Origin of the sequence: Streptomyces sp. NBC_00102 (assembly GCF_026343115.1) — a bacterium.
Classification (GTDB): domain Bacteria; phylum Actinomycetota; class Actinomycetes; order Streptomycetales; family Streptomycetaceae; genus Streptomyces.
On record NZ_JAPEMC010000004.1, the window covers coordinates 1 to 21,137 of the forward strand.

Here is a 21,137-nt window from a genome sequence, read left to right on the forward strand (position 1 = left end):
GCAGCGGCTGGACAAATTCCTGCCCGGTGACGTCGGTGATGGGGTATCTGTCCGGTGATCGAATGCCCGGTGATCGAATGTCCGGAAGTAATTCCCGGTGGATGCGGAAATCCGTCGGTTCCGTATCCGGGGAGGACCTCAGGGGTGTTGCCGCGAACATTTCGGTCCGGTACCACCGGGGCGGCCTTCGCGGGGCGGCCCGGGTGCGGGACCGAACGGATCGGGCCGACGGAACGCTTCCGTGATTGTCTTCGGCCCGTCCCGCGAAAGGGAGGGAACAATCACTCAACTTTGCCTCGCGGTTCCATCGGGTACAAGGCCGCTTTTCCGCCGACCTTTTCTCGGGCGCTCCCGAGAAAAGCCGGACACCGTGCGGCGGAAGGTCCCGGGAGTGGCGGGTTCGCGGGACGTGACCGCCGGCCCCGTACAACGGGAACAGGGCCGGCAGACGTGCTGCCGGCCCTGTCGGACCTGTGCGTGTGCTCTCGGGAATCGGAGACCGTGGACCGGGGATCCGGGTCCCGGAGGTCAGCCGGGTCCGGGAGCCGGGGGCGGGATCAGGATCGCCCCCGACGGCCTCAGCAGGCGCCGAGGTCCACCCACACGCCCCACTGGCCCGTGGTTCCGGGGACCTCGCCCTGCGTCCACCACTGGGCCTTCCACGTGTGCCCCTGGTAGGAGACCGTCTGGCCGCCGGTGTAGATCGACGCCGCCGCCCACGGGGTGGCCGTGCACGTCGTCGTACCTCCGGTGATCTTGAGCGAGTAGGTCGCGGTGTGGCTTCCGGAGGTGCCGGTGCCGGTCACGGTGATGGTGTACGTGCCCGAGGCGGCGGCCGAGGTCGTCGCCAGGGTGAGGGTCGAACTGCCGCCCGCCGTGACGGACGCGGGGCTCAGCGAGGCCGTGACGCCCGCCGGTGCGCCGGTGACCTTGAGGCTCACCGTCTGCGCCGAGCCCGCCGTCACCGCGGTCTTCACCGAGCTGGTGACCGAACCGCCTGCGGTCACCGAGCCGGAGGCCGGTGTGGCGGTCAGCGAGAAGTCGTTGGCGGGGGTCGTGGTGGTGCCACCGGTGAAGGGCGAGAAGATGTGCGAGAAGTCCCAGGTGTTCTGCTGGATGCCGGAGCAGCCGTCCGCGGCGGCGCCGCCGGGGCAGCTTCCGTTGTCACGCTGGAGAGCCCAGAAGGACAGGAAGTTGATGCCCTTGGAGACGGCCCAGTTGTAGACCTGGGTGGCGTTGGCGAGGGTGAAGGTCTCCGCAGGACCGAAGTCGTCCACTCCCGGCATCTCGGTGATGCCGACCATTCCCCACAGCTGGGCCGAGGTCTTGGACGGGTAGAGGGCGGCGAGCTGGTTGACGAGACCCTGGGCCGCGGTCTGGGTGTCGTTCGCCATGTTGTGACTGGCGTTGTCGTAGTAGTCGAACGTCATGAGGTTCGCCACGTCGACGCGAGCGCCGTTGCTGACCGCGTTCTGCAGCACGGCGAGTGCGTTGGACTCCAGGCCCGAGGTGGTGGTCGGCAGGGTGTACGAGATCTCGACCTTGCGCCCGTTGGCGGTGGCCCAGTCCTGGAGGATCTTGATGGCCTTGTTGCGGCGGTCGATGCCCGCGGTGTTGCTCAGCGAATCGACCTCGACGTCCATGTCGAGGCGGGTCACGTCGTAGGTGGTGATGACCTTCTCGTAGGCGGCCGCGATCTGGTTGACGTCGGTGCAGCTCTCGGCGATCTCGGTGCCCGTGGTGTCGGCCGCGTACCCGCCGAACGAGGGGATGACGTCGCCGCCCTTGGACTGGATGGTCTTGATGTCGCTGCCGAACGAGGAGGCCGCGATCGGCATCCCGGTGTCCCCGCTCCAGTACGGCGTACACGAACCGGGCGTGGCGGTCTGGAGGAACGCCATGGTGAGGTGCTTGGTGCCCGACTGCGCGGCCAGCGCGGCGGGGCTGTCGCCGGTCCACGTCTCGAAGAACGGGGCGAATACGTGGGAGGGGAGAGGCGTCGCCGCCTGGGCGGGCCCCCCGATCAGCGTGAGGCCGGCTGCGGCCACCGCCGTGACCGTGGCGGTGACGACCGTGCGGAGCGAGCGCGTGAGTCTCATGGGTGTCCCAGCTGTGGAGGAAGGGGCAAGAACCGCCGACTGCCTTCCGGTAGTGGCATGGTGCATGGAATCGGCGGTGACCAAGGCACGTCAATGGTCTGGACCAAGCTGGAAGTGGACCAATCTCCCCCGAGCCCCGCTTTCCGCTGGTGGAGGGTGCGTGGTGGACTGGACCAGTCGACCGCGTTTTTACCGGCATTTGGCCAACTTGGTTTCGCCGGAGGCTGGTTCGTGGCGCGCGCGTCCGTTCCGGCCACGGCGGGCGGTGGTGCCCGGAGGGCGGGGTGGGGCGGGAGGGAGGTGGTGCGACGGGAGACCGTTCGGGATCGGCCGGATGGGCCGGCGTGCACCGCTGCCAACGGTGGGGGAGTGGCCCCCGGGGTGGCAGGGACGGATGCGCGGCTGCCCGGAACGGCTGACACGGCAAGGCTGCGCCGGACCGTTCTTCTGGCACCTTGAGCGCCGGGCTCCGAACGGGTGACGCCCCGTCCGCGCGACGGTCGGGGACGAGCGCCGTCGCTTCCGACGCGACGGCGTACGCCCGCCCCGAGCCCCAGCACGGACCGCGCAGGCAGCACCGACCTCACCCACAGGGGGTACGCCCATGCACGTCCGCACCGCAGCACCGACCGACAGACGCGTCCGAGCCGTTCTGCTCATCATGGGGATGCTGGCCGCACTGCTGGCAGCGGCCCTTCCGACGGCGGGAACGGCGCAGGCGGCCGTCCCCGACCGCTGGGGATTCGCCTATCTGGACAACCCGACGCCGCCGTCCGGCTACGTACCCGACCCCACCCGCCAGTGGGGCAGTTGGACGTCACCGTCCACCAACCCCGTCAAGGTCGACCAGCTCGGCCTCGGCTCGTACGTGGCGCACTTCCCGCTGATCGGTGGCGCGGGCGGGATAGCCCACGCCACCGCGGTCAACAGCTCCGCCCACTGGTGCCAGATCGCCGCCTGGAAGCAGGTGGGCACCGGCGAGGACGTCTTCGTGAACTGCTACCTGCCGAGCGGCGCACCCGACAACTCCCCCTTCACCGTCCTGTACACCGCCAGTAGCGGATCCCCCGCCACGTCGACCGGCTCGTACGGCTACATCTACTCCGACAGCAGCGGCACGGTACTCACCCAGTACAACTCCACCACCGCGGTGAATTCGGTGAGCAAGGGCTCGACCGGCATCTGGAAGGCGTGGCTCCCCGGACTCGGACTGTCGGGCTACGCGGGCGACTTCCAGGTCACCGCGGTCGACCCGCAGCAGGGGGCGCACTGCAAGGTGTCCGACTGGTCGCCCGGTGCCACCGGGCAGACGGCGGTGGTCGCCTGCTACGACGCGTCGGACGCCCCGTACGACACCAAGTGGACGCTGAGCTACTCCTACCTGCGGGCGGTCCACGGCCCGGCCTTCCCGCCGAGGTCGTTCGGCTACCTCTGGTACAACGGCTCGCTGCCCGCGCTCACCAACTACAACTCCAGCGGCGCCACCAACACCCTCGGTGGCTCGGGAGCGCCCTTCGTCGTCGCCCTCCCGTCGGTCGCCGTCCCCTCGGACACCGCGCACGCCACCGCCTACGGCAGCGGACCCGGGTACTGCGGCCTGTACGCCCCCTGGGTCCGGTCGAGCGGAACGGTACAGCTCCCCGTCAACTGCTTCGGCCCCGGAGGGGCTCCGGTGAAGGCCCCGTTCTTCACCGCGTACACCTCGGCGTTCTGATCCTGCGGCGCGGCGGCGGTCCCGGGAACGAGCGGTTCCCGGGACCGCCGCCGCGCCCGCGTGTGCGGGGGCGCGGCGGCGCGGTCCGAGCCGTCGGCCGTGCGGCCGCCGCCGGTGAAGTCGCCGATGCCGGCATCGGGAGGTTCTGCCGACGAGGCGTGCGCTTTCCATGCGCGGGGGCCGACGGAACGGATCGAGGCCGCGTGCGACGCACCTGTGGCGGCGCTCGGCGCTCCTGTCGCCTCGATGTGCCGGGAGATTTTCGGTGCCCGGAATCGTCGAAACCGCGGATCCGGGGGCTCGCTCGTAGGTTCAGCCGACGGGGCGGAGGTATGCGTTCCGGTCGTCGGCTTCGTGTCGTGAGCCCCAGCGGCCGAAACCGGGGTCAGCGGTTCTGAGCTGCGGGGTCGTAGCTCGTCGCGTCCCCTGGGGAGGCCGGTCGGCACCGCTCGCTCGTTCAGGGGTGTGAACCCCGTTCGAGGTACGGGACATCTCCGCGTGAGTCGCGCCGGGTTCGCCGAACGCGGCCGCCCGTCGCGGTGGCGCCCATTCCCTGCGCGTCCAGAACCTTGCCAGCCTCGCGACGGCCGCCCTATCCTCACATCCAGAAAGCGCTTTCCCTCTCCAGGGCCCCGCACCGGTGAACGTGAAGTCACCTCATCCGCAGGCGACTTCACCGGCGAGCCGCCACCGATCCGGAACGGTGCCGCATCCAGGACGTCGCCGCGCCACGGAGTGAAGGGTGTATGTCATGATCCATGCCCGTCACGCTGTCCGTCGGTATTCCGACGTCGACGGCTTCCTGTAGCGGATGGCCGGTCGTGCCGTCGGTTCGCCGGCGGTGGTCCCCGGGTGGTCTTCTCGCCTCCCGGGAGACGTGACCGGTGGAGTGGGCGGCGGTACGGACACGGTGACCCCGCGTCGGTGCCGTCGGTGGTGCAGGCTTGTGGGTCGCGGCAGAACGGCCGACTCGATCCGACCGGCGCGAATCAAGCCCGCGTCAGGGGTGGTCGGAGCGTATCCGGTGTGTGTCGGCGGGCTCGGCACGGCTTCATGAATGGCATGTACATGCCATTGCTCAACCCCGGAATTCGAAGACGAACAGGGAGAGACGAGCATGAGGAAAGCAGTCGCACTGCGACTCTCCGCGGCAGTGGCCACGGCGGCCCTGGCTGCGGCGACCGGTCTCGTCGTGGCGATGCCCTCGGCATCGGCCGCGACCGGCGGCGTCACCGGCTACGCGACCCAGAACGGCGGTACCACCGGCGGAGCCGGCGGGCAGGTCGTGAAAGCGACGACGGGTACCGAGATCCATCAGGCGCTGTGCAGCCGCGCCAGCAGCAGCACCCCGATCACCATTCAGGTGGAGGGCACGATCAACCACGCCAACACCGCCAAGGTGTCGGGCGACAGCTGCAACACCGCGGCCGGTGTGATCGAGCTCAAGCAGATCAGCAACGTCACGCTCGTCGGCGTCGGCAGCGGCGCGGTCTTCGACCAACTGGGCATCCACATACGCGAGTCCAGCAACATCATCATCCAGAACGTGACGGTCAAGAACGTCAAGAAGTCCGGCTCGCCCACCTCCAACGGCGGCGACGCCATCGGCATGGAGAGCGACGTCCGCAACATCTGGGTCGACCACTCCACCCTGGAAGCATCGGGCGGCGAGGCCGAAGGATTCGACGGCCTCTTCGACATGAAGGACAACACGCAGTACGTGACGCTGTCCTACAGCATCCTGCGCAACTCCGGGCGTGGCGGCCTCATCGGCTCCAGCGAGACCGAACTCTCCAACGGCTTCATCACGTTCCACCACAACCTGTACCAGAACCTGGACTCACGTACGCCGTTGCTGCGCGGCGGCATCGCGCACATCTACAACAACTACTACGTGAACCTCAACGAGTCGGGCATCAACTCCCGCGCCGGGGCCAAGGCGAAGGTGGACAACAACTACTTCAAGGACTCCAAGGACGTCCTCGGCACCTTCTACACCGACGCGGCCGGCTACTGGCAGGTCAGCGGCAACACCTTCGACAACGTGACCTGGTCCGCCCACGCCTCCGACAACAACCCGGCCGGCCCCAACCCCACCTCCAACACCTCGGTGAGCATCCCCTACTCCTACAGCCTCGACGCGGCCGGCTGCGTGCCGAGCATCGTGACCCAGACGGCCGGCGCCAACAAGGGCCTCCAGGTCTCGGACGGGAACTGCACGCCGACCACCCCCACCACCAACCCCACCACGCCCACGCCGACCCCCACCACGGCAACGCCGTCGCCGACCACCGGACCGACGCAGCCCAGCGGCACCAACCTCAGCCTCTCCGCCGGTGCCGACGGCTCCAGCAAGGCGAGCGGAACCAGCTACGGCAACGTCAAGGACGGCAGCCTGAGCACCTACTGGTCGCCTTCCGGCTCGACCGGCTCCGTCTCGATCAAGTGGGACGCCGCGACCGCGGTCTCCTCGATCAACATCCGCGAGGCGTCCGGCTCCAGCATCGGCTCGTGGCGGGTCCTCAACGGTGACACCGGTGCGGTCCTGACCTCCGGCAGCGGAGCGGGCACCATCTCCTTCACCAAGACCTCGCTCCGCAAGGTCACGTTCGAGATCACCGGTTCCAGCGGCACCCCGAAGGTCGCCGAGTTCGAGACGTACGCCTGACGGAGCCCGACAGAGGCACCGGCCCGGGGCCGGGGGCCGTCCGATGCGACGGCCCCCGGCCCCGGGCGGCGTCCGGTACCAACCGGGGGTGCACCCGGGTTCCCCGGGAGTGCCCGGATCAGCCCTGCGACGGCACCGCCCGCGAGTCCGTGGACGCGGCGTCGTCCTCCGGCAGGGCGAGCCGGCGCAGCCAGTCGTCGTCGAAGACCTTGGAGAGGTAGTTGCGACCGGAGTCCGGCAGTAGGACGACGACCAGGTCGTCCGGGCCGAGACCGGCCGCCACCCGCAGGGCTCCGGCCACCGCGGTTCCGGCCGAGCCGCCGACCAGCAGCCCCTCCTCGCGGGCCAGGCGGCGGGCGGTCAGCAGCGAGTCCCGGTCGCTGATCCGCTCGTAGCGGTCGACCACCGAGGGGTGGAAGGACTCCGGCCAGCTGTCGTCCAGCGTCTCCGGATGACGGAAGTGGCCGATGCTCTCCACGTGGTACGGGCCGCCGTCGCCACCCGAGTAGACCGACGCCTCCGGGTCCGCGCCCACGACCGTCACCCTTCCGCCGCTGACCTCCTTGAGGTACTCGCCGGTCCCCGTGATGGTGCCGCCGGTACCGATTCCCGCCACCAGGTGGGTGATCCGGCCTTCGGTCTGGCGCCAGATCTCGGGTCCTGTCGTACGGTAATGGGCCAGCGGATTCGCCGGGTTGTCGTACTGGTTGGCCAGCCAGCCGCCCGGAGTCTCCTCGGCGATCCGGACGGCCGTGGCGTGCACGTGTTCCGGATGTTCGCGCGGTACGTCACCCGGGCAGATGACGACCTCGGCACCGTACGCACGCAGCACCGCGACCTTCTCCGCGCTGCTCTTGTCCGGGATCGCGAAGACGCACCGGTAGCCACGCTGTGCGGCGACCATGGCCAGGCCGACCCCGGTATTGCCCGACGTGCCCTCGACGATGGTCCCGCCCGGGGCCAACGCCCCCTCCTTCTCGGCCGATTCGACCATGGCGAGGGCGATGCGGTCCTTCACGCTCCCGCCCGGGTTGACGTACTCCAGTTTCGCGTAGACGGGTGTGATGCCCGGGCCGGTGACGCGGTTGAGGCGTACCAGCGGGGTGTTGCCGACCGCGTCGGCCAGTGAGGCGTGGACGTCCATTGCGGTGCTCCTTGCGTCTGCTGAAGCTGATGCCACCGGATGATCCGGGAACGGGAAATACGACGTACCGGCGCCGCCCCGGACCTCCGGGACCGTGGGGTCGCGCAGGAGCGCCGGACGCGTGCGCGCTCCGCGCGGGGGCGGTACGGGCGGTCAGGACGGACGCCGACCCGGTGCATGCCGACGCGTACACACTCGTACGGGGCTGCGGCGGACAGGTCCGGCGGGCAGGTCCGGCGGGCGGGTCAGGCCGGACAGAGGGCGCTGGACGAGCGGCGCAGGTCTATGTGCAGCCGGGCGTGCAGGCGTGTGGCGGGACGACGGCCGGCAGGAGCCCCGAAGGACGTACCGGCGACGCGGCTCGGAGACAGGGCTCCGGTGGCGTTCTGCTGGTACGGCATGAGCGGCGCGGTCCCTTCGCACACGGGGGCGTCACCCGTCGGCGACGCCCCCGAACGTAGCAGCCCGGACAGCGCGATGAGAAGGAAGCCTCGGCGGTTCGGGCGAGCCGTCAGACGGCCGGTCCGCCGCGCTCCAGGGGGATGCGCTCGCCGGCCTCCACCGCGACCGGCAGGCGGTTCTCCGTCGGCGGCAGTGGGCAGGTCGCCAGGTCGGTGTAGGCGCACGGAAGGTTCGCCGCACGGTTGAAATCGATCCGGACGGCGCCCTGTTCGTCGGGTGCCTCGATCTGGACGGAGCGGTTCGCCGCGTAAGTGGTCACACCGGAGGTCAGGTCCGTGAACAGAGCCATCAGTGCGCCGGGACGCTTGCCGTTGAACGTCGTGAGCCGGTGCGTGCGGCCGTCGAGCTCGAACTCGACCTCGCCGGGGGAGTCGTAGACGTGCTCCAGGCCCTCCACCGCGGCGCCGACCGTCACCGGACGCGGCTCGTCGAAGGGCAGGAACCTTCCCGGACGGGCCCAGCGTGCGTCAGGGGCGTACGCGGGGGTACCGGTGAAGCCGGTACGCAGTGCGTTCCCCGGGTGGCGCGGGCGCAGGATGTCGTGTCCGCCGCGCTTGGCCACCTCGATCACCGCGTCACCGAACCCCGGGTACACGCTGTCACGTTCGCCGATGATCCCGAAGTTGTGACGACCCGTCACTACCGTGCCGTCGATCGTCAGTTCCTCGTCCTCCGCCAGTTCCACCACCACGCCCGCGGCCGAAGCCGACCAGACGCCCGGGGCGTCCTCGAAGCGCTCCGGCTCGGCGCTCAGCCAGCGCAGGCTCGTGATCGCGAGGAACCCGTGCGGTCCGGAGAGCTGCGCCTCCTTCTCCCGGTGCCACGACTGCCACTCCTCGGTGAAACTCTCCTGGTCGATGCCGGTCTGCGGGACGGTCATGTCCACTCCCTCGTGCTGTGTCTCGGGCAGGGCCGTGCGGTTCTCCAGAGCGCAACTCCCCTCGACCCGCGCTTCATTCCCGATCCGGCGGACGGTTCCGCACTCCGGGACGGCATTGTTCAACGAGCCGCCACGGGTTAGCCTGCCGAGAGATCGGCCACGCCCCCGGGCGTGGCGGTCTTCCGCATCGGCGACCGCCACCCGGCCGCCGAACGACCCGAAGACTGCGAGGTGACCGGCGTGCGGGCGCGACCCTTCAGCGAGCACGGCAGTCGTCTTCGCTGCCATGGCGGGTCGTTCGAGCTCCGAGTCCTGCGGCGCCACGTCGATCTGCTGAGGGTGAGCAGCGCGCTGTGTACGGGTACCGCCCCGCGTCGCTGAGCGCATACCTTCCGCTCCCGCCCACTGCGACCGTGCTCCCCCGGACCGCGTGCCCGCCTTTCGTGTGTCCGCCGGTCACCGGGTCCCCGGTCCAGGGCTGAGCCTCCTTCCGTGTTCGCAGGCGCTCCCTCGCGGCTTCTCCTTTTTTGTGACGCTCCGTCACGTCCATGTGCGTGTTGGGTCGCGCGGCCGCCGCGCCCGGCCCTGCCCGCGCGCCCCGACCGAGAGGAACACGGTGTCCGAGAACACCGCACGAACAAGGGTGTTCGCCGCACTTCGGGTCCGCGACTACCGGACCTACTGGAGCACCGGCCTGGTCTCCAACATCGGCTCCGCGATGCAGAGCGTGGCCCTGGACTGGTTCGTCTTCGACCTCACGCACAGCGGAACCGCGGTCGGCTGGGCGGCGGGCCTGCAGTTCGCCCCGGTCCTGCTCTTCGGCCTGTGGGGCGGGGTGCTCGCCGACCGGTACGACCGCCGCACGCTCCTGCTGTGGGCGCAGTCCCTGTACGCGGTCCAGGCGGTACTCCTCACGGTCGCCGTGCTGTCCGGGCACGCACCCCTCTGGTCGCTCTACCTGCTGTCGTTCGGTCTGGGCTGTGTCTTCACCGTGGAGAACCCCGCCCGGCTCTCCTTCGTCACCGAGCTGGTCGGACCCCCGCTGATACCCAACGCGGCGGGGCTGAACATCCTCTCCCTCAACGCCGCCCGGCTGATCGGACCCGCGATCGCCGGAATGCTGATCGGACCGATCGGTGCGGGCGGGGTGTTCGCGGTGAACGCCGTCTCCTTCGTGGCCGTGACCCTGGGCCTGCTGACGATCCCCGCGCGCACACCCGCGCCCGGAGCCCCCGGGCCCCTGAGCGCGCCGGCGCCCGTGAAGCGCGCACGGTGGGCGGGCGCCGGCGCCGAAGGCCTGCGCTACGTCGCCGCCCGGCCCGAACTGGCCGGAGTGCTGGCCCTCTTCGGTCTGGTGGCCACCTTCGCGGTGAACTTCCCCACGACCCTCACGCTGTTCGCCGGGCGCGTCTTCGACGTCGGCTCCAGCGGCCTCGGCTTCATGTCGACCGCCCTGTCCGTGGGGACCGTCGCAGGCACGCTCGCCGCCACCCGCCGCGCCTCGCCCCGGGTACGGACCGTGGTCGTCGGCGCCGTCCTCTTCGGCGTCAGCGAGGCGGTGGCCGCGCTCATGCCCTCCTACAGCACCTTCCTGATCCTGCTGCTGCCGACCGGGTTCACCCTGATGACCCTCAACACCGCGGTCAGCGCCTTCGTCCAGTCGGAGGTCACCCATGCCATGCGTGGCCGGGTGATGGCCGTCTACACCGTCGTCTCGATGGGCGGCGCCCCGCTCGGCGGCCCCGCGATCGGCTGGGTCTGCCAGCACGCCGGAGTGCGCTGGGGACTGGCCTCCGGAGCCGCCGTCGCCATGCTCTCCGCCCTGGCGGTGGCGCTCCTGCTCTCCCGGCGACGGAACTCCGCCGGCCCCGACGGATCCTCCCGGAACCGTCCCGCAGCGGGTCCGGCCGCCGCTTCCCTCCGTACCCGTACCCGTACCCCTACCCCGTCCCCGCCCCTCTCGTCGGCGCATGCCGACCCCCGCGTCCCCGGAACCACTCCGACCGGAGGTAACCCTCATGACTGATCACGACGCCGGGCTTCCCGGCCCGCACCTCGCCCTGGAAGCGGACGGCGACGGCGCCCACCCCGCGGCCTGGCGCCACTCCGGCCGCCCGCCGGGCGAGGTCCTCGGCCCGCGGGCCCTGCGGGAGGTGGTGACCGCGGCCGAGAACGCGGGCTTCGGCCTCGTCACCTTCGCCGACTCGCCGCTGCCGCCCGGAGCGGAGGGCGGACCGGCCGGACGGCTGGAGGCCGGCACCCGCGCCGCGTACGTCTCACCGCTGACCGACCGGATCGGCCTCGCGCCCACCCTGCACATCGCCACCACGGAACCGTTCCACCTCGCCACCCAGCTCGCGAGCCTCGACCACGCCTCGCACGGGCGGGGCGCCTGGGTCGTCGGCGCGGCGAACGGCGCCGACGACGCGGCCACCGTCGGCGAGCCGGTACGCTCCGCCGCCGAGCTGGTCCGGGAGACCGCCGACGTCATCGACACCGCCCGGTCCCTCTGGGACTCCTGGGAGGACGACGCGGTCGTCAAGGACCTCGCCACCGGCCGTTTCCTGGACGCCGACCGGGTGCACCACGTCGACTTCGAGGGCCCCGCCTTCTCGGTCAAAGGCCCTCTGATCACCCCGCGCCCCCCGCAGGGCCAGCTCGTCGTGCTGGTCCCGGACGCGCTGGACGCCGACGGCCGCGCCGACGTGGTGCTGGTCTCCCGCCCCGATCTCGCCGGGATCGCGGAGCGCGCGGCCACCGCGAGGGAAGCCGGAGCGCCGCTGGTCTTCGCCGAGGTGGAAGTGGTCCTCGACGCGGACGCCCCGGCGGCCGACCGGCTCGCGACCCTGGACGAGGCCGCCACCTGGCCGGAGACCGGACGACTGCGCCACGTCGGCCCGCCCGAGGCACTGGTCGGCCTGCTGCGCGAACTCTCCGCCCTGGTCGACGGGGTCAGGCTGCACCCGGCCGTACTCGCCGTCGACCTGCCGGTCCTGACCGAGCGGGTGCTTCCGGCGCTTGCCGGGGAGCGGCCCGTACCGCGCGCCGGCGACACCCTGCGCGACACGCTCGGCCTTCCCCGCCCCGCCAACCGGTTCGCCGCCCCGGCGGCCACGAACGCCTGAGGTGACCCCCATGACCGCACAGAACCCCCATCCCCAGCTCCACCTGGGCGTGTTCTACACCGGAGTCGGACCGCAGCTGATCTGGAGCGACCCCGACGCCCCCTCGCACACCGCGATCGAGACCTTCGTCGAGATCGCACAGATCCTCGAACGCGGCCTGTTCGACGCCTTCTTCCTGGGGGAGGGACTGCGCGTACGGGAGAACCGGGGCCGGGTCTTCGACCTGGACGTGGCCGGCCGGCCCGACGCGATCACCCAGCTGGCCGCGCTCGCCGCCGTCACGACACGCATCGGACTGGTCGCCACCCAGAACACCACCTACAACTACCCGGCCGACCTGGCCCGCCGGCTGGCCGGCCTCGACCTGCTCTCCGAGGGACGCGCCGGTTGGAACATCGTCACCACCGACAACGCCTGGACCGGAGCCAACTTCCGGCACGGCGGCTGGCTGGAGCACGAACGCCGCTACGAACGCGCCGGGCAGTTCGTCGAGGCGGCCAAGGCGCTCTGGGCCTCCTGGGCACCCGACACGATCGCCGCCGACGGGAGCGCCGACCACTGGGCCCGGCCCGGCGCCATCGACCGGGTCGAGCGCGACACCGACCTGGTGACGCTGCGTGCCACCCCCACCGTCCCGGGCAGCCGCCAGGGCCGTCCCGTGCTGTTCCAGGCCGGGGACTCGCCGGGCGGCCGCGAACTCGCCGCCCGCCACGCGGACGTGGTGTTCTCCGCCAACACGGAGTTCGGCAAGGCCGCCGCCTACGCGGCAGACCTCCGCGACCGGCTGGCCCGGCACGGCCGTACGCCCGACTCGCTGCGCATCCTGCCCGGCGCGAACGTCGTCATCGGCGACACCCCGGCCGACGCCGAGGAGAAGGCCCGCTGGGTACGCGGCGAGCAGATCAACGGACCCCGGTCGATCGCCTTCCTGGAGCAGTACTGGGGCACGGACCTGTCCGGCTACGACCCCGACGGCCCGCTGCCCGACATCGAACCGAGCGACCAGGAGCTCGACCCCTCCCGGGGAACCCTCGCCGTCGACCAGCGCAGCGGCAAGCTCGCCACCATCCGGAAGTGGCGCGAGCTGTCCACTGAACGTGGCCTGTCCATACGTGAGTTGGTGACCGAGGTGTCGCCGGGCCATCCGTCCTTCGTCGGCACCCCCGCGTCGATCGCCGAGGAGTGGGCCCGTTACGTGCGTGAGGGAGTGGCGGACGGCTTCAACCTCCTGCCGCACCTGCTCCCGGCCTCCGTCACGGACATCACCGACAAGCTCGTCCCCGCACTCCAGGAACGGGGCGTCTACCGCACCGAGTACACGGGCACCACCCTGCGCGAGCACCTGGACCTGCCGCCGCTCCCAGCGGCCGGCGCCTGACCTCCCGCGGTCCCGCCCGGCCCGTGAGGGCGCGGGCGGGACCGCGTCGCGCGCGAGCGGTGCCCGGTGGATCACGCCGCCCGCGGTCAGCCGGACACCGCCTCCCCGACCGCGCAGACCAGGACGCGTCCGTCGTCGGTCCCGATGAGCAGGCGGCCGGGCCCGGTCACGGTCAGCGCCGTCCCGACGACTCCCACGCGTCCGACGGTGAGGCGTTCGCGGAGGCGGACGGCTCCGTCCCGCCAGATCCTTGCCGCTCAGGGAACGTGGAGGTACGGCGCTCCAGTCGGGACGGCGTACGACCGCGAGGTGCCCCTCGGTCCAGGCGGCCTTGTCCTCCCAGTCGTCGGGCGGTGCCATCAGCACCCGCAGATCCTGTGCGTTCAGCCATTCCAGGCCCAGGACCTGGCGGCCGGTTCCGTCCTCGATGAGTGAGGAGACCGCACCGGTCTCCAGGTCGAGCAGGAGCAGGCGCCCCTCGAAGAAGTAGCCGCCGTCGTAGCTGCCGGTGCCGACCGCGAGAAGGGGGAGCGTGGGGTGGAAGGCCATGGCGTGTACAGGACGGCCTGTCCGCAAGAGAGCGCGGCAGGTCAGGTCCTCGGTACCGTAGACGCCGACCGGCACGGGCGCGCCGCCCTTGGCCGTACCGGCCACGGCCATCAGACGGCGGCCTTCGTCCATGACGGTGAGCGCCGGTTCGCCCACCTCGGCGAAGGGGCGATCGCCGAGTATCCGGTCGATGTGCAGAGAGATCATGATGGTGATCGTCGCCCTGGTCCCGCGCTCGCGGCAAGGCGCCCCTGCCCGTGTCGTCAAAGGCGTTACGAGCGGAGCGCCTCACTCCCGAGGCCGTGATCAGCGGATCGCTAGGATGGGGCGCTCACTGCCGGAGAAGGAGATCATGGCCAAGTCGCTACCGAGCCGCGTCGAGTGTTGGACTTGCTCGAACGGATTCGTCGTCTTCTGCGACGGCACCGAGAGCGATCGCATGTTGTTGGAGTGCGAGGAATGCATGGCCGGCCGGTGGGCGCCGCCGGGCAACCGAGAGCAAGAGCCTGGTTTCCTCACGATCGACCTGCTCACGCGCCCGGCGACACTCGCCGAGATTCGGGCGAACCGCTGGGAACACCTCATCCACAGCGGCTTGGACACATGAGCGCGCGTCCGCCCGCCCCCATGGGGGACGCCGGGGGTCTGCCTCGACGCGGTCCAGGACCAGGGGCAGGTGCGCCGTGAGCGGGACCGAGTTGCCCGGTGCCGTCAACTCGTCGCGCTGCCCCGGGGAGAGGTGGCGCTCCATCGACGGGCGCGGACCGTTGCAGAGGCGTCCCCCGACCTCTGACCTTCCTTGCCCGGCCCACCCCGGACGAACGGGAAAACCTCACCACGTCGCTCCGGCGCGTGCTTGACGCAGAAGAGCAGGGATCGTGAGAGACGGAACGACACTGGGCACCGAGGGCGCGAGCGACGCGAGCCCGGACGCCTCCCGCCGCTTCGACGGAACTGGCGCACCCGTAACAGGTCGCGGCCGCCGGCGCGCACGGCGGGGCCGGACCTGGGGACTGTCGGCCTGCGGCCTCGTCCTCGCCGTACCCGCCGCCCTGCTCCTCGTACGGCTGACAGGCAGGGACACGGGCACTCCGCTCGCCGTGCCGATGGTGCTGTTCCCCCACTCGGCCGTTCTGGCGCTGCTGGTGCTGGGCGTGGCCATCGCCGTCCGCGCGCTGCGGTCCGGAGTCGTGGCCGCCGTGGCGCTGGTCCTGCTCCTGGCACAAGTGTGGCTGGTGGCACCCCGGTTCGTCGCCGACGCGGGTTCAGGGGATGTCCCCGCGTCGGCCGCCCGGTTGAGGGTGGCGACCCTCAACACCGACGAGGGGGCGGTCGATCCCCGGGCGGTGGTGGAGATGGTCCGAGCCGATCGGATCGACGTACTCGCCGTGGAACAGACCCCCGCGCGAGGCCTCGACGCGCTCGACGGGGCGGGGCTCGGCGACCTGCTGCCGTACCACGCACTTCACCCCGAGTACGACTCGTCGATCTATTCCCGCTTCCCGCTCACCGCGGCGGACACCACCGACATCGACACGGTGTGGCCCCAGACCACCGCCCGGGTCGCGGTCGGCGGACGCACCGTGCGGCTCGCCGCGATCCACACGTACTACCCGCTCGGGAACGTGGGGCGGTGGACCAGGGACATGGCATCCCTCGCCGTACTGGCACGGGACGACGGACCCGACACCGTGTTCCTCGGCGACTTCAACGCCACCCTCGACCATGCCCCGATGCGCTCCCTGCTGGCTGCCGGTCTCACCGACACCCACGCGGAGCTCGGCCGGGGCTGGGCGCCGACCTGGCCCGTCGGTACGGGGATCATGCCGCCCCTCGTCCAACTGGATCACGTGCTGCACGGCTCCGGGCTGGCGGGGGTCTCCGTCCGTGAACGCACCCTCGCGGGTACGGACCACCGAGCCGTCGTCGCCGAACTCGCGGTTCTCCCGGAGAAGGCCGCCGTCCTGCTGACGGGCTGACCTGTTTTCGGACCACGGACCCGTCGGGAACGCGGTGGGTCGAGATCGTTCGGCCCTTGACCCTCACGTGGCGTCAGGCCGCACAGTGGGTTCCGTGGAGGATCACTGGACCGTGGGACGCGTGGCCGGACTGGCAGGCGTGAGCGTCCGCACGCTGCATCACTACGACACGATCGGGCTCGTACGCCCCTCGGCGCGGACCCCGGCCGGGTACCGGGCCTATTCGACGGGCGACGTGGAGCGGCTGCGGGAGGTGCTGGCATACCGGCGGCTGGGCTTCGGTCTGCGGGAAGTCGCGGAACTCGTCGGCGACCCGTCCGCCGACGCGGTCGCCCACCTGCGCCGGCTGCGCGGCCTGCTGCTGGAGCGGCGGGAACGCGCCGACGCCATGGTGGCGGCCATCGACAGGGAACTCGGGACACGGGCGAAGGGACTGAGCGTGACACCGGAAGAGCAACTGGAGATGCTCGGCGCACGGCTGTACGACGAGATCGGCAGCGCATACCCCGCCACGCGGCGTACCGAGCCGAGGATCGCCGCACAGATCTGGGACGCGCTCGGCGACGCGCGGACGGTGCTGAACGTCGGGGCCGGCACCGGCTCCTACGAGCCCGCCGACCGCGAGGTGACCGCGGTGGAGCCGTCGGCGGTCATGCGGGCACAGCGTCCGGTCGGCTCGGCGCCGTGCGTGGCCGCCGCTGCGGAGAGCCTGCCGTTCCAGGACCGGTCGTTCGACGTCGCGATGGCCGTCTCCACGGTTCACCACTGGGGGGACCCGGTGGCGGGGCTGCGCGAGATGCGGCGCGTGGCCCGCCGCGTGGTGGTGCTGACCTTCGACACCGACGAGCCCGGATGGCCCGACCGGTTCTGGCTCACCCGCGACTACCTGCCCGAGTTCGTCGACGTCCTCGCGCCTTTCCCCTCACTCGCGGGGATGGCCGACGCGATCGGCGCCCGCGCCGAGCCGGTGCCCGTTCTGTGGGACTGCGCCGACGGCCTGTTCGAGGCGTACTGGCGCCGACCGGGGGCGTATCTGGTGGATCACGTCCGCCGTGCGATGTCGGTGTGGACGCGGGTCGGGCCGGAGGCCGAGCAACGGGCTGTACGGAGCCTCCGGGACGACCTCGAATCCGGACGGTGGGCCGAACGCAACGGCGACCTCACCGGCCTCGACGCGGCCGACCTCGGCCTCCGCCTACTGGTGGCCTGAACGCACACCGTGCGGTCCGGCCGGACCCGGCGAACGCCGGGTCCGCGGTGCCGGGCTCCTCCCGGCCGTCGACCGGCCGGTCACCGGAGCGCGAGGACCCGCACCTGCGATCCGGAGATCTTGGACCACCAGTGGCGGTAACGGCTGTACACCAGGGGGTCCCGGTCCGCCAGCAGAGCGCCCAGGGACCGGGCCTCCTCGGCCAGCCCCTCCCAGACGGCGGGAGCCAGGTCGTGGAAGGCCGTCACCTCGATGCCCCCGTCGGCCGGGCGCCACACACCCGCGACATACCCGTCGACCAGAATGGTCGGCAGCACGTCGCCGTTGATGCGGATCACCTGGCGCCGGTACTCCTCGGGAATCACCCGGCTCCGCTCGGCGAAGGCCAGCAGGACGCTGTCCCACATCGCCATCAGCCGCGGTGGGGCCGGCACCTCGGCCGCCGGCCGGCCGGCATCCACGACGTCGAACACCGCTGTCCCGTCCGGGCCTTCGAACCGCTCCACGACACCGTCGAGTGCGCCCAGGGCCTCGCGCACCGGTCCGCGCCGCACCATGGCGAACTGCGCCACGTCCGCCACCGACCCCGGCCCGAAGGCCTTCAAGTAGCGCAGGACGAGGTGGCGCATCGCATCCGGCACGTGTTCCGGCCCGGCGACCGCCGGGCGGGACGGCGCAGCCGCGTACGACGCCCTGGTGCCGAACGACCAGGCCCCGCCCGCCGGTACGTGCAGCAGGGGAGCGTACGCCCGCAGCCCCCACAACGCCCCGTCCTTCTTCTCCGCGCCCACCCGTTCTTCCAGCCATGATTCCAACTCGGCTTTGGTACGCCCTTGTTCGGCGAACTTCAGCAGGCCCGGCACCAGTCGGCCGGCGTCCTTCGGGGTGAGACCCGCCGCCGCGAAGCGGAACCCGAGCCGGGAGGCGTAGAGCGTCTGCTGCATCGCCTCGCGCAGGACCCGGTAGTCCTCGGTGTGGACGGCGTGGAGAGTGATCCGCATCAGCGTCGCCTTGACCACACTGCCGTCGGTGAACGCCGCGTCCAGCTCCGCCGGATCGAACTCCGTGAGCCGGTTCCACAGCGCGACGTACGGCGAGGCGGGTTGCTGCGCCTGCAGCGCGAGCACCCGGCGTACCCCCTCCTCGACGCCCAGAGGCTCGCGCCGCAGCAGCAGTTGACGGTCCAGGGTCGCCCGGTTCAGTTCGCGCGCGGTGATCTTCATGGGGGAATTGTGCCGGGTCCCGTCCTCCGGTGCGGCTCACACGGGACAGGACGACGGCCCGATCAGCCCGTCGGTGCCCCGTATGGTCACCCGGGTTCCGCCGGCCTCCGCCGTGCTCAGGTGTGCCGCCGTGCAGACGAGCTGAAGGCGGGCGAGGGTGGAGAGCCTGGTGACGGAGGAGCCGAGTCGTATCAGGACCTGTGCTCCGTCGACGTCCATCCCCAGCGTCACTGCCCCGTCGGGGAGTTCGGACCACATGCCCGTGGCCTCCTCCGAGGGGGACGGTCCACCGAAGAGCATCCCCAGCACCTTGTCCGGACCGGGACTGCTTTCCTGTACGCCCACGGTGGCCGTCCGCCGCGTCACCGGCAGTACCGTACGCGGGGAGCCGGGGCCGATGAAGTACAGCACGGTGACCGGGGAACCGGCCGGGGCGAGCTGGACGGTCGCCGGATCGCCGACCTCCACCACGTCCGTGGGGCGTATGCCGCACCCCGTGACCAGAGCGGCGAGAGCAGCCGGTACGGCCAGGACCCGCAGTGGCCCCCTCATCCCGCTCCTCTCGGCAGTTCGACGGTGAACACGGCGCCTCCACCTGGTCCGTTGGCGCCATGGACGGTGCCGCCGTGCAACCGTACGTTCTCCCGTGCGATCGCCAGGCCCAGGCCGCTGCCCCTGGACCGGGTCCGGGCCGCGTCGGCTTTGTAGAACCGGTCGAAGATGTACGGCAGAACCTCGGGTGCGATACCCGCGCCGGCGTCCGCGACTTCGAGCACCAGCGACGGCGTGCCGTCCCGCTCTTGCGGACGCAGCCGCACGGTGACCGGTTCCCCGCCGTGCCGAAGGGCATTGCCGACCAGGTTGGCCACGATCACGTCGAACCGGCGAGGGTCCAGCACCGCCCTCACCCCGTCCGGGAGCTCGGTGGTGACACGATCCTCCCACCGCCTTGCCTGCAAGGTCTTGCGGACCGCTTCGGCGACGTCCACCTCGTCGGTGTGCAGGTCCGCCGCCTTCGCGTCGAAGCGCGATATCTCCATCAAGTCGTCCACGAGAGTGGCGAGTTTGCCGGTCTCCGCACTGATCAGCCGGACCGCCGCCGCGGTGTCCGCGTTCAGGTGCGCTGCCTCCTCGTCCAGGATCTCCGTGACGGCCAGCATCCCGGCGAGCGGGGTGCGCAGCTCGTGCGAGACGTCGGACGCGAAGCGGCGGGCCCGTTCCTCGGCCTCCCGGAGCTCGGCCACCGAACTCTGGAGCTGAGTGGCGGACTCGTTGAACGTGCGTGCCAGCTGGGCCAGTTCGTCGGAGCCCCGCACCGCGATACGGGTACCGAGCTCGCCGCGCCCGATGCCCGCGGCCGCCCGGCGCAGATCGCGTACCGGGCGAACCACGCTGCGGGCCGCCAGCAGCGCCGGGACCACGGCGACGAGGAGGGCGGGCAGGGCGCCGTTGCGGGCGGCCGTGACCATGGCCGCGATGTTCGCCTCCTCCGGCGCCAGCGGCATCACGGCGTACATCACCAGCCCGGTGCGGTGGCCGGCGTCGCCCTGGTCGAACATGACGGGCATGCCGATGGTCAGCCACGCCCGGCCGTCGCGGACGACCCGCTGGAAGGAAGCGTGCGCGCTCTCCCGGGCGGCCCTGCGCAGCCCCTCGGTGAGGATCTGTGAGGTGGGGCGGTCCGAGGAGGAGACCTGCAGGTCCGCGTATTCGGCGAAGACGATCCAGGTGTGCGGCTTCCCCTCCCGGGCGAGGGTCTCGCAGAGCGAGCGCAGCCGCTGGGCGTTCAGCGGAAGGGCCGGATCGAGCGCCGCGACCCGGTCACGGAACTGCCCGACTGCCGTGTCCTGCGCCTGCTCCAGCACCGCCGAGCGCGCCTCCCGGTAGGTGAGGGCCGCGGTCGCGACCGCGCTGATCGCCGCCACCAGCAGGAACGCGGCGACCAGGCGGGTACGCAGACCGAGATGCGGGCTCAGCAGCCTCATGAGAGCGGCCCGAAGCGATAGCCGAACCCCCGCACGGTCTGGATGTACCGGGGGCTGCCCGCCGTGTCCTCGATCTTCTGGCGCAGCCTGCGCACGCAGGCGTCGACCAGCCTCGCGTCACCGTAGAAGCTGTGCTCCCAGACGTATTCGAGGAGCTGCTGCCTGCTGAACACCTGCTCGGGAGAGGCCGACAGATGGAGCAGCAGCTTGAGCTCCGAGGGGGCGAGCAGAACCCGTTCACCCGCCCTGGTCACGGTGAGACCGGCCCGGTCCACGGCCAGATCGCCGTGGAACTCCGTACCGCTGGGGCCCGCCGGTGCGCCGAGCCGGCGCAGGACGGCCCGGATGCGCGCCTCGATGACCTCGGCGCGGGCGGGTTTGACGATGTAGTCGTCCGCGCCCGCCTCCAGCCCGACGACGACGTCGAAGTCGTCACCGCGCGCGGTGAGCATGATGATCGGCAGCTGGCTCGACTCCCGGATGCGCCGGCAGACCTGCACTCCGTTGATGCCGGGAAGCATCAGGTCGAGGAGCACCAGATCGGGCCGGAAGGCGGCGAGCGCCTCCAGCCCGGCTTCCCCGGTCCCGGCGGCCAGGAGTTCGTGTCCCCGGCGGCGGAGCCCCAGTTCGACCCCTTCGCGAACGGAGGGGTCGTCTTCGATCAAGAGCACACGTGGCATGGCGCGAGTATCCCAACGATCATGGTCGAGGCCCAGCCCGG

General features: G+C 71.3%; 15 protein-coding genes and 1 pseudogene. 8 read left to right on the top strand and 8 right to left on the bottom strand.

Features of this window, described 5'->3' with window-relative positions; genetic code table 11:
• Positions 1–578: 578 nt before the first annotated feature.
• Positions 579–2,099: a glycosyl hydrolase family 18 protein gene (locus tag OHA55_RS33170; protein ID WP_266713606.1), complete on the bottom strand. Its 1,521-nt coding sequence runs from the start codon at positions 2,097–2,099 to the stop codon at positions 579–581.
• Between the two features lie 604 nt (positions 2,100–2,703).
• On the opposite strand from OHA55_RS33170, the gene OHA55_RS33175 reads away from it, so the two are divergent.
• Positions 2,704–3,813 carry a hypothetical protein gene (locus OHA55_RS33175; protein WP_266713608.1) on the top strand — a complete coding sequence of 370 codons (1,110 nt, stop codon included), beginning with the start codon at positions 2,704–2,706 and terminating at the stop codon, positions 3,811–3,813.
• 1,117 nt (positions 3,814–4,930) lie between these two features.
• On the top strand, positions 4,931–6,481 hold the full coding sequence (locus OHA55_RS33180) for a polysaccharide lyase family 1 protein (RefSeq protein ID WP_266713610.1): 1,551 nt from the start codon (positions 4,931–4,933) through the stop codon (positions 6,479–6,481).
• A 187-nt stretch (positions 6,482–6,668) separates the two neighbouring features.
• Here the strand turns inward: OHA55_RS33180 and OHA55_RS33185 are convergent.
• The 3 genes and pseudogenes from OHA55_RS33185 to OHA55_RS33195 all read right to left on the bottom strand — a co-directional run.
• Positions 6,669–7,625 (bottom strand): annotated as a pseudogene (locus tag OHA55_RS33185) (PLP-dependent cysteine synthase family protein); the annotation flags it as partial.
• Positions 7,626–7,870: 245 nt separating this feature from the next.
• Positions 7,871–8,026: a putative leader peptide gene (locus OHA55_RS33190; RefSeq protein WP_266713612.1), complete on the bottom strand. Its 156-nt coding sequence runs from the start codon at positions 8,024–8,026 to the stop codon at positions 7,871–7,873.
• A 110-nt stretch (positions 8,027–8,136) separates the two neighbouring features.
• Entirely contained in the window at positions 8,137–8,967 is an 831-nt protein-coding gene (locus tag OHA55_RS33195; RefSeq protein ID WP_266713614.1) for a DUF1684 domain-containing protein, read from the bottom strand.
• Positions 8,968–9,583: 616 nt separating this feature from the next.
• Here OHA55_RS33195 and OHA55_RS33200 point away from each other — a divergent pair.
• The 6 genes from OHA55_RS33200 to OHA55_RS33225 all read left to right on the top strand — a co-directional run bounded on the left by OHA55_RS33200 (position 9,584) and on the right by OHA55_RS33225 (position 17,208).
• Positions 9,584–10,993: an MFS transporter gene (locus tag OHA55_RS33200; RefSeq protein ID WP_266713616.1), complete on the top strand. Its 1,410-nt coding sequence runs from the start codon at positions 9,584–9,586 to the stop codon at positions 10,991–10,993.
• Entirely contained in the window at positions 10,986–12,092 is a 1,107-nt protein-coding gene (locus OHA55_RS33205) for an LLM class flavin-dependent oxidoreductase (protein WP_266713618.1), read from the top strand. The genes OHA55_RS33200 and OHA55_RS33205 overlap by 8 nt, the downstream gene beginning before the upstream one ends.
• A 10-nt stretch (positions 12,093–12,102) precedes the next feature.
• Positions 12,103–13,470: an NtaA/DmoA family FMN-dependent monooxygenase gene (locus OHA55_RS33210; protein WP_266713620.1), complete on the top strand. Its 1,368-nt coding sequence runs from the start codon at positions 12,103–12,105 to the stop codon at positions 13,468–13,470.
• 901 nt (positions 13,471–14,371) lie between these two features.
• Complete coding sequence (locus OHA55_RS33215) at positions 14,372–14,626, top strand: hypothetical protein (RefSeq protein WP_266713622.1); 255 nt, start codon at positions 14,372–14,374, stop codon at positions 14,624–14,626.
• Between the two features lie 271 nt (positions 14,627–14,897).
• Positions 14,898–15,998 (top strand): endonuclease/exonuclease/phosphatase family protein, encoded by a 1,101-nt coding sequence (locus tag OHA55_RS33220; RefSeq protein WP_266713624.1) that lies wholly within the window; start codon positions 14,898–14,900, stop codon positions 15,996–15,998.
• A gap of 112 nt (positions 15,999–16,110) precedes the next feature.
• On the top strand, positions 16,111–17,208 hold the full coding sequence (locus tag OHA55_RS33225; protein WP_266713997.1) for a MerR family transcriptional regulator: 1,098 nt from the start codon (positions 16,111–16,113) through the stop codon (positions 17,206–17,208).
• Positions 17,209–17,288: 80 nt separating this feature from the next.
• On the opposite strand, the gene OHA55_RS33230 is transcribed toward OHA55_RS33225, so the two are convergent.
• Genes OHA55_RS33230 through OHA55_RS33245 form a run of 4 tightly spaced genes read right to left on the bottom strand, consistent with a single transcriptional unit; the run spans position 17,289 to position 21,096 of the window.
• Entirely contained in the window at positions 17,289–18,431 is a 1,143-nt protein-coding gene (locus OHA55_RS33230; protein ID WP_266713626.1) for a winged helix DNA-binding domain-containing protein, read from the bottom strand.
• A gap of 36 nt (positions 18,432–18,467) precedes the next feature.
• A complete protein-coding gene (locus OHA55_RS33235) occupies positions 18,468–18,983 on the bottom strand; it encodes a hypothetical protein (RefSeq protein WP_266713628.1) in 516 nt (171 codons plus the stop codon).
• Entirely contained in the window at positions 18,980–20,416 is a 1,437-nt protein-coding gene (locus OHA55_RS33240; protein WP_266713630.1) for a HAMP domain-containing sensor histidine kinase, read from the bottom strand. The genes OHA55_RS33235 and OHA55_RS33240 overlap by 4 nt, the downstream gene beginning before the upstream one ends.
• Positions 20,413–21,096, bottom strand: a complete 684-nt coding sequence (locus OHA55_RS33245) for a response regulator transcription factor (protein WP_266713632.1) — start codon at positions 21,094–21,096, stop codon at positions 20,413–20,415. The genes OHA55_RS33240 and OHA55_RS33245 overlap by 4 nt, the downstream gene beginning before the upstream one ends.
• Positions 21,097–21,137 lie beyond the last annotated feature (41 nt).

What these genes read in the sequence shown, in the direction of transcription:
- OHA55_RS33170 (WP_266713606.1), bottom strand. Translation starts at nt 2,099, where the DNA reads ATGAGACTCACGCGCTCGCTCCGCACGGTCGTCACCGCCACGGTCACG.
- OHA55_RS33180 (WP_266713610.1), top strand. Translation starts at nt 4,931, where the DNA reads ATGAGGAAAGCAGTCGCACTGCGACTCTCCGCGGCAGTGGCCACGGCG.
- OHA55_RS33230 (WP_266713626.1), bottom strand. Translation starts at nt 18,431, where the DNA reads ATGAAGATCACCGCGCGCGAACTGAACCGGGCGACCCTGGACCGTCAA.
- OHA55_RS33205 (WP_266713618.1), top strand. Translation starts at nt 10,986, where the DNA reads ATGACTGATCACGACGCCGGGCTTCCCGGCCCGCACCTCGCCCTGGAA.
- OHA55_RS33210 (WP_266713620.1), top strand. Translation starts at nt 12,103, where the DNA reads ATGACCGCACAGAACCCCCATCCCCAGCTCCACCTGGGCGTGTTCTAC.
- OHA55_RS33195 (WP_266713614.1), bottom strand. Translation starts at nt 8,967, where the DNA reads ATGACCGTCCCGCAGACCGGCATCGACCAGGAGAGTTTCACCGAGGAG.
- OHA55_RS33215 (WP_266713622.1), top strand. Translation starts at nt 14,372, where the DNA reads ATGGCCAAGTCGCTACCGAGCCGCGTCGAGTGTTGGACTTGCTCGAAC.
- OHA55_RS33175 (WP_266713608.1), top strand. Translation starts at nt 2,704, where the DNA reads ATGCACGTCCGCACCGCAGCACCGACCGACAGACGCGTCCGAGCCGTT.
- OHA55_RS33235 (WP_266713628.1), bottom strand. Translation starts at nt 18,983, where the DNA reads ATGAGGGGGCCACTGCGGGTCCTGGCCGTACCGGCTGCTCTCGCCGCT.
- OHA55_RS33190 (WP_266713612.1), bottom strand. Translation starts at nt 8,026, where the DNA reads ATGCCGTACCAGCAGAACGCCACCGGAGCCCTGTCTCCGAGCCGCGTC.
- OHA55_RS33240 (WP_266713630.1), bottom strand. Translation starts at nt 20,416, where the DNA reads ATGAGGCTGCTGAGCCCGCATCTCGGTCTGCGTACCCGCCTGGTCGCC.
- OHA55_RS33245 (WP_266713632.1), bottom strand. Translation starts at nt 21,096, where the DNA reads ATGCCACGTGTGCTCTTGATCGAAGACGACCCCTCCGTTCGCGAAGGG.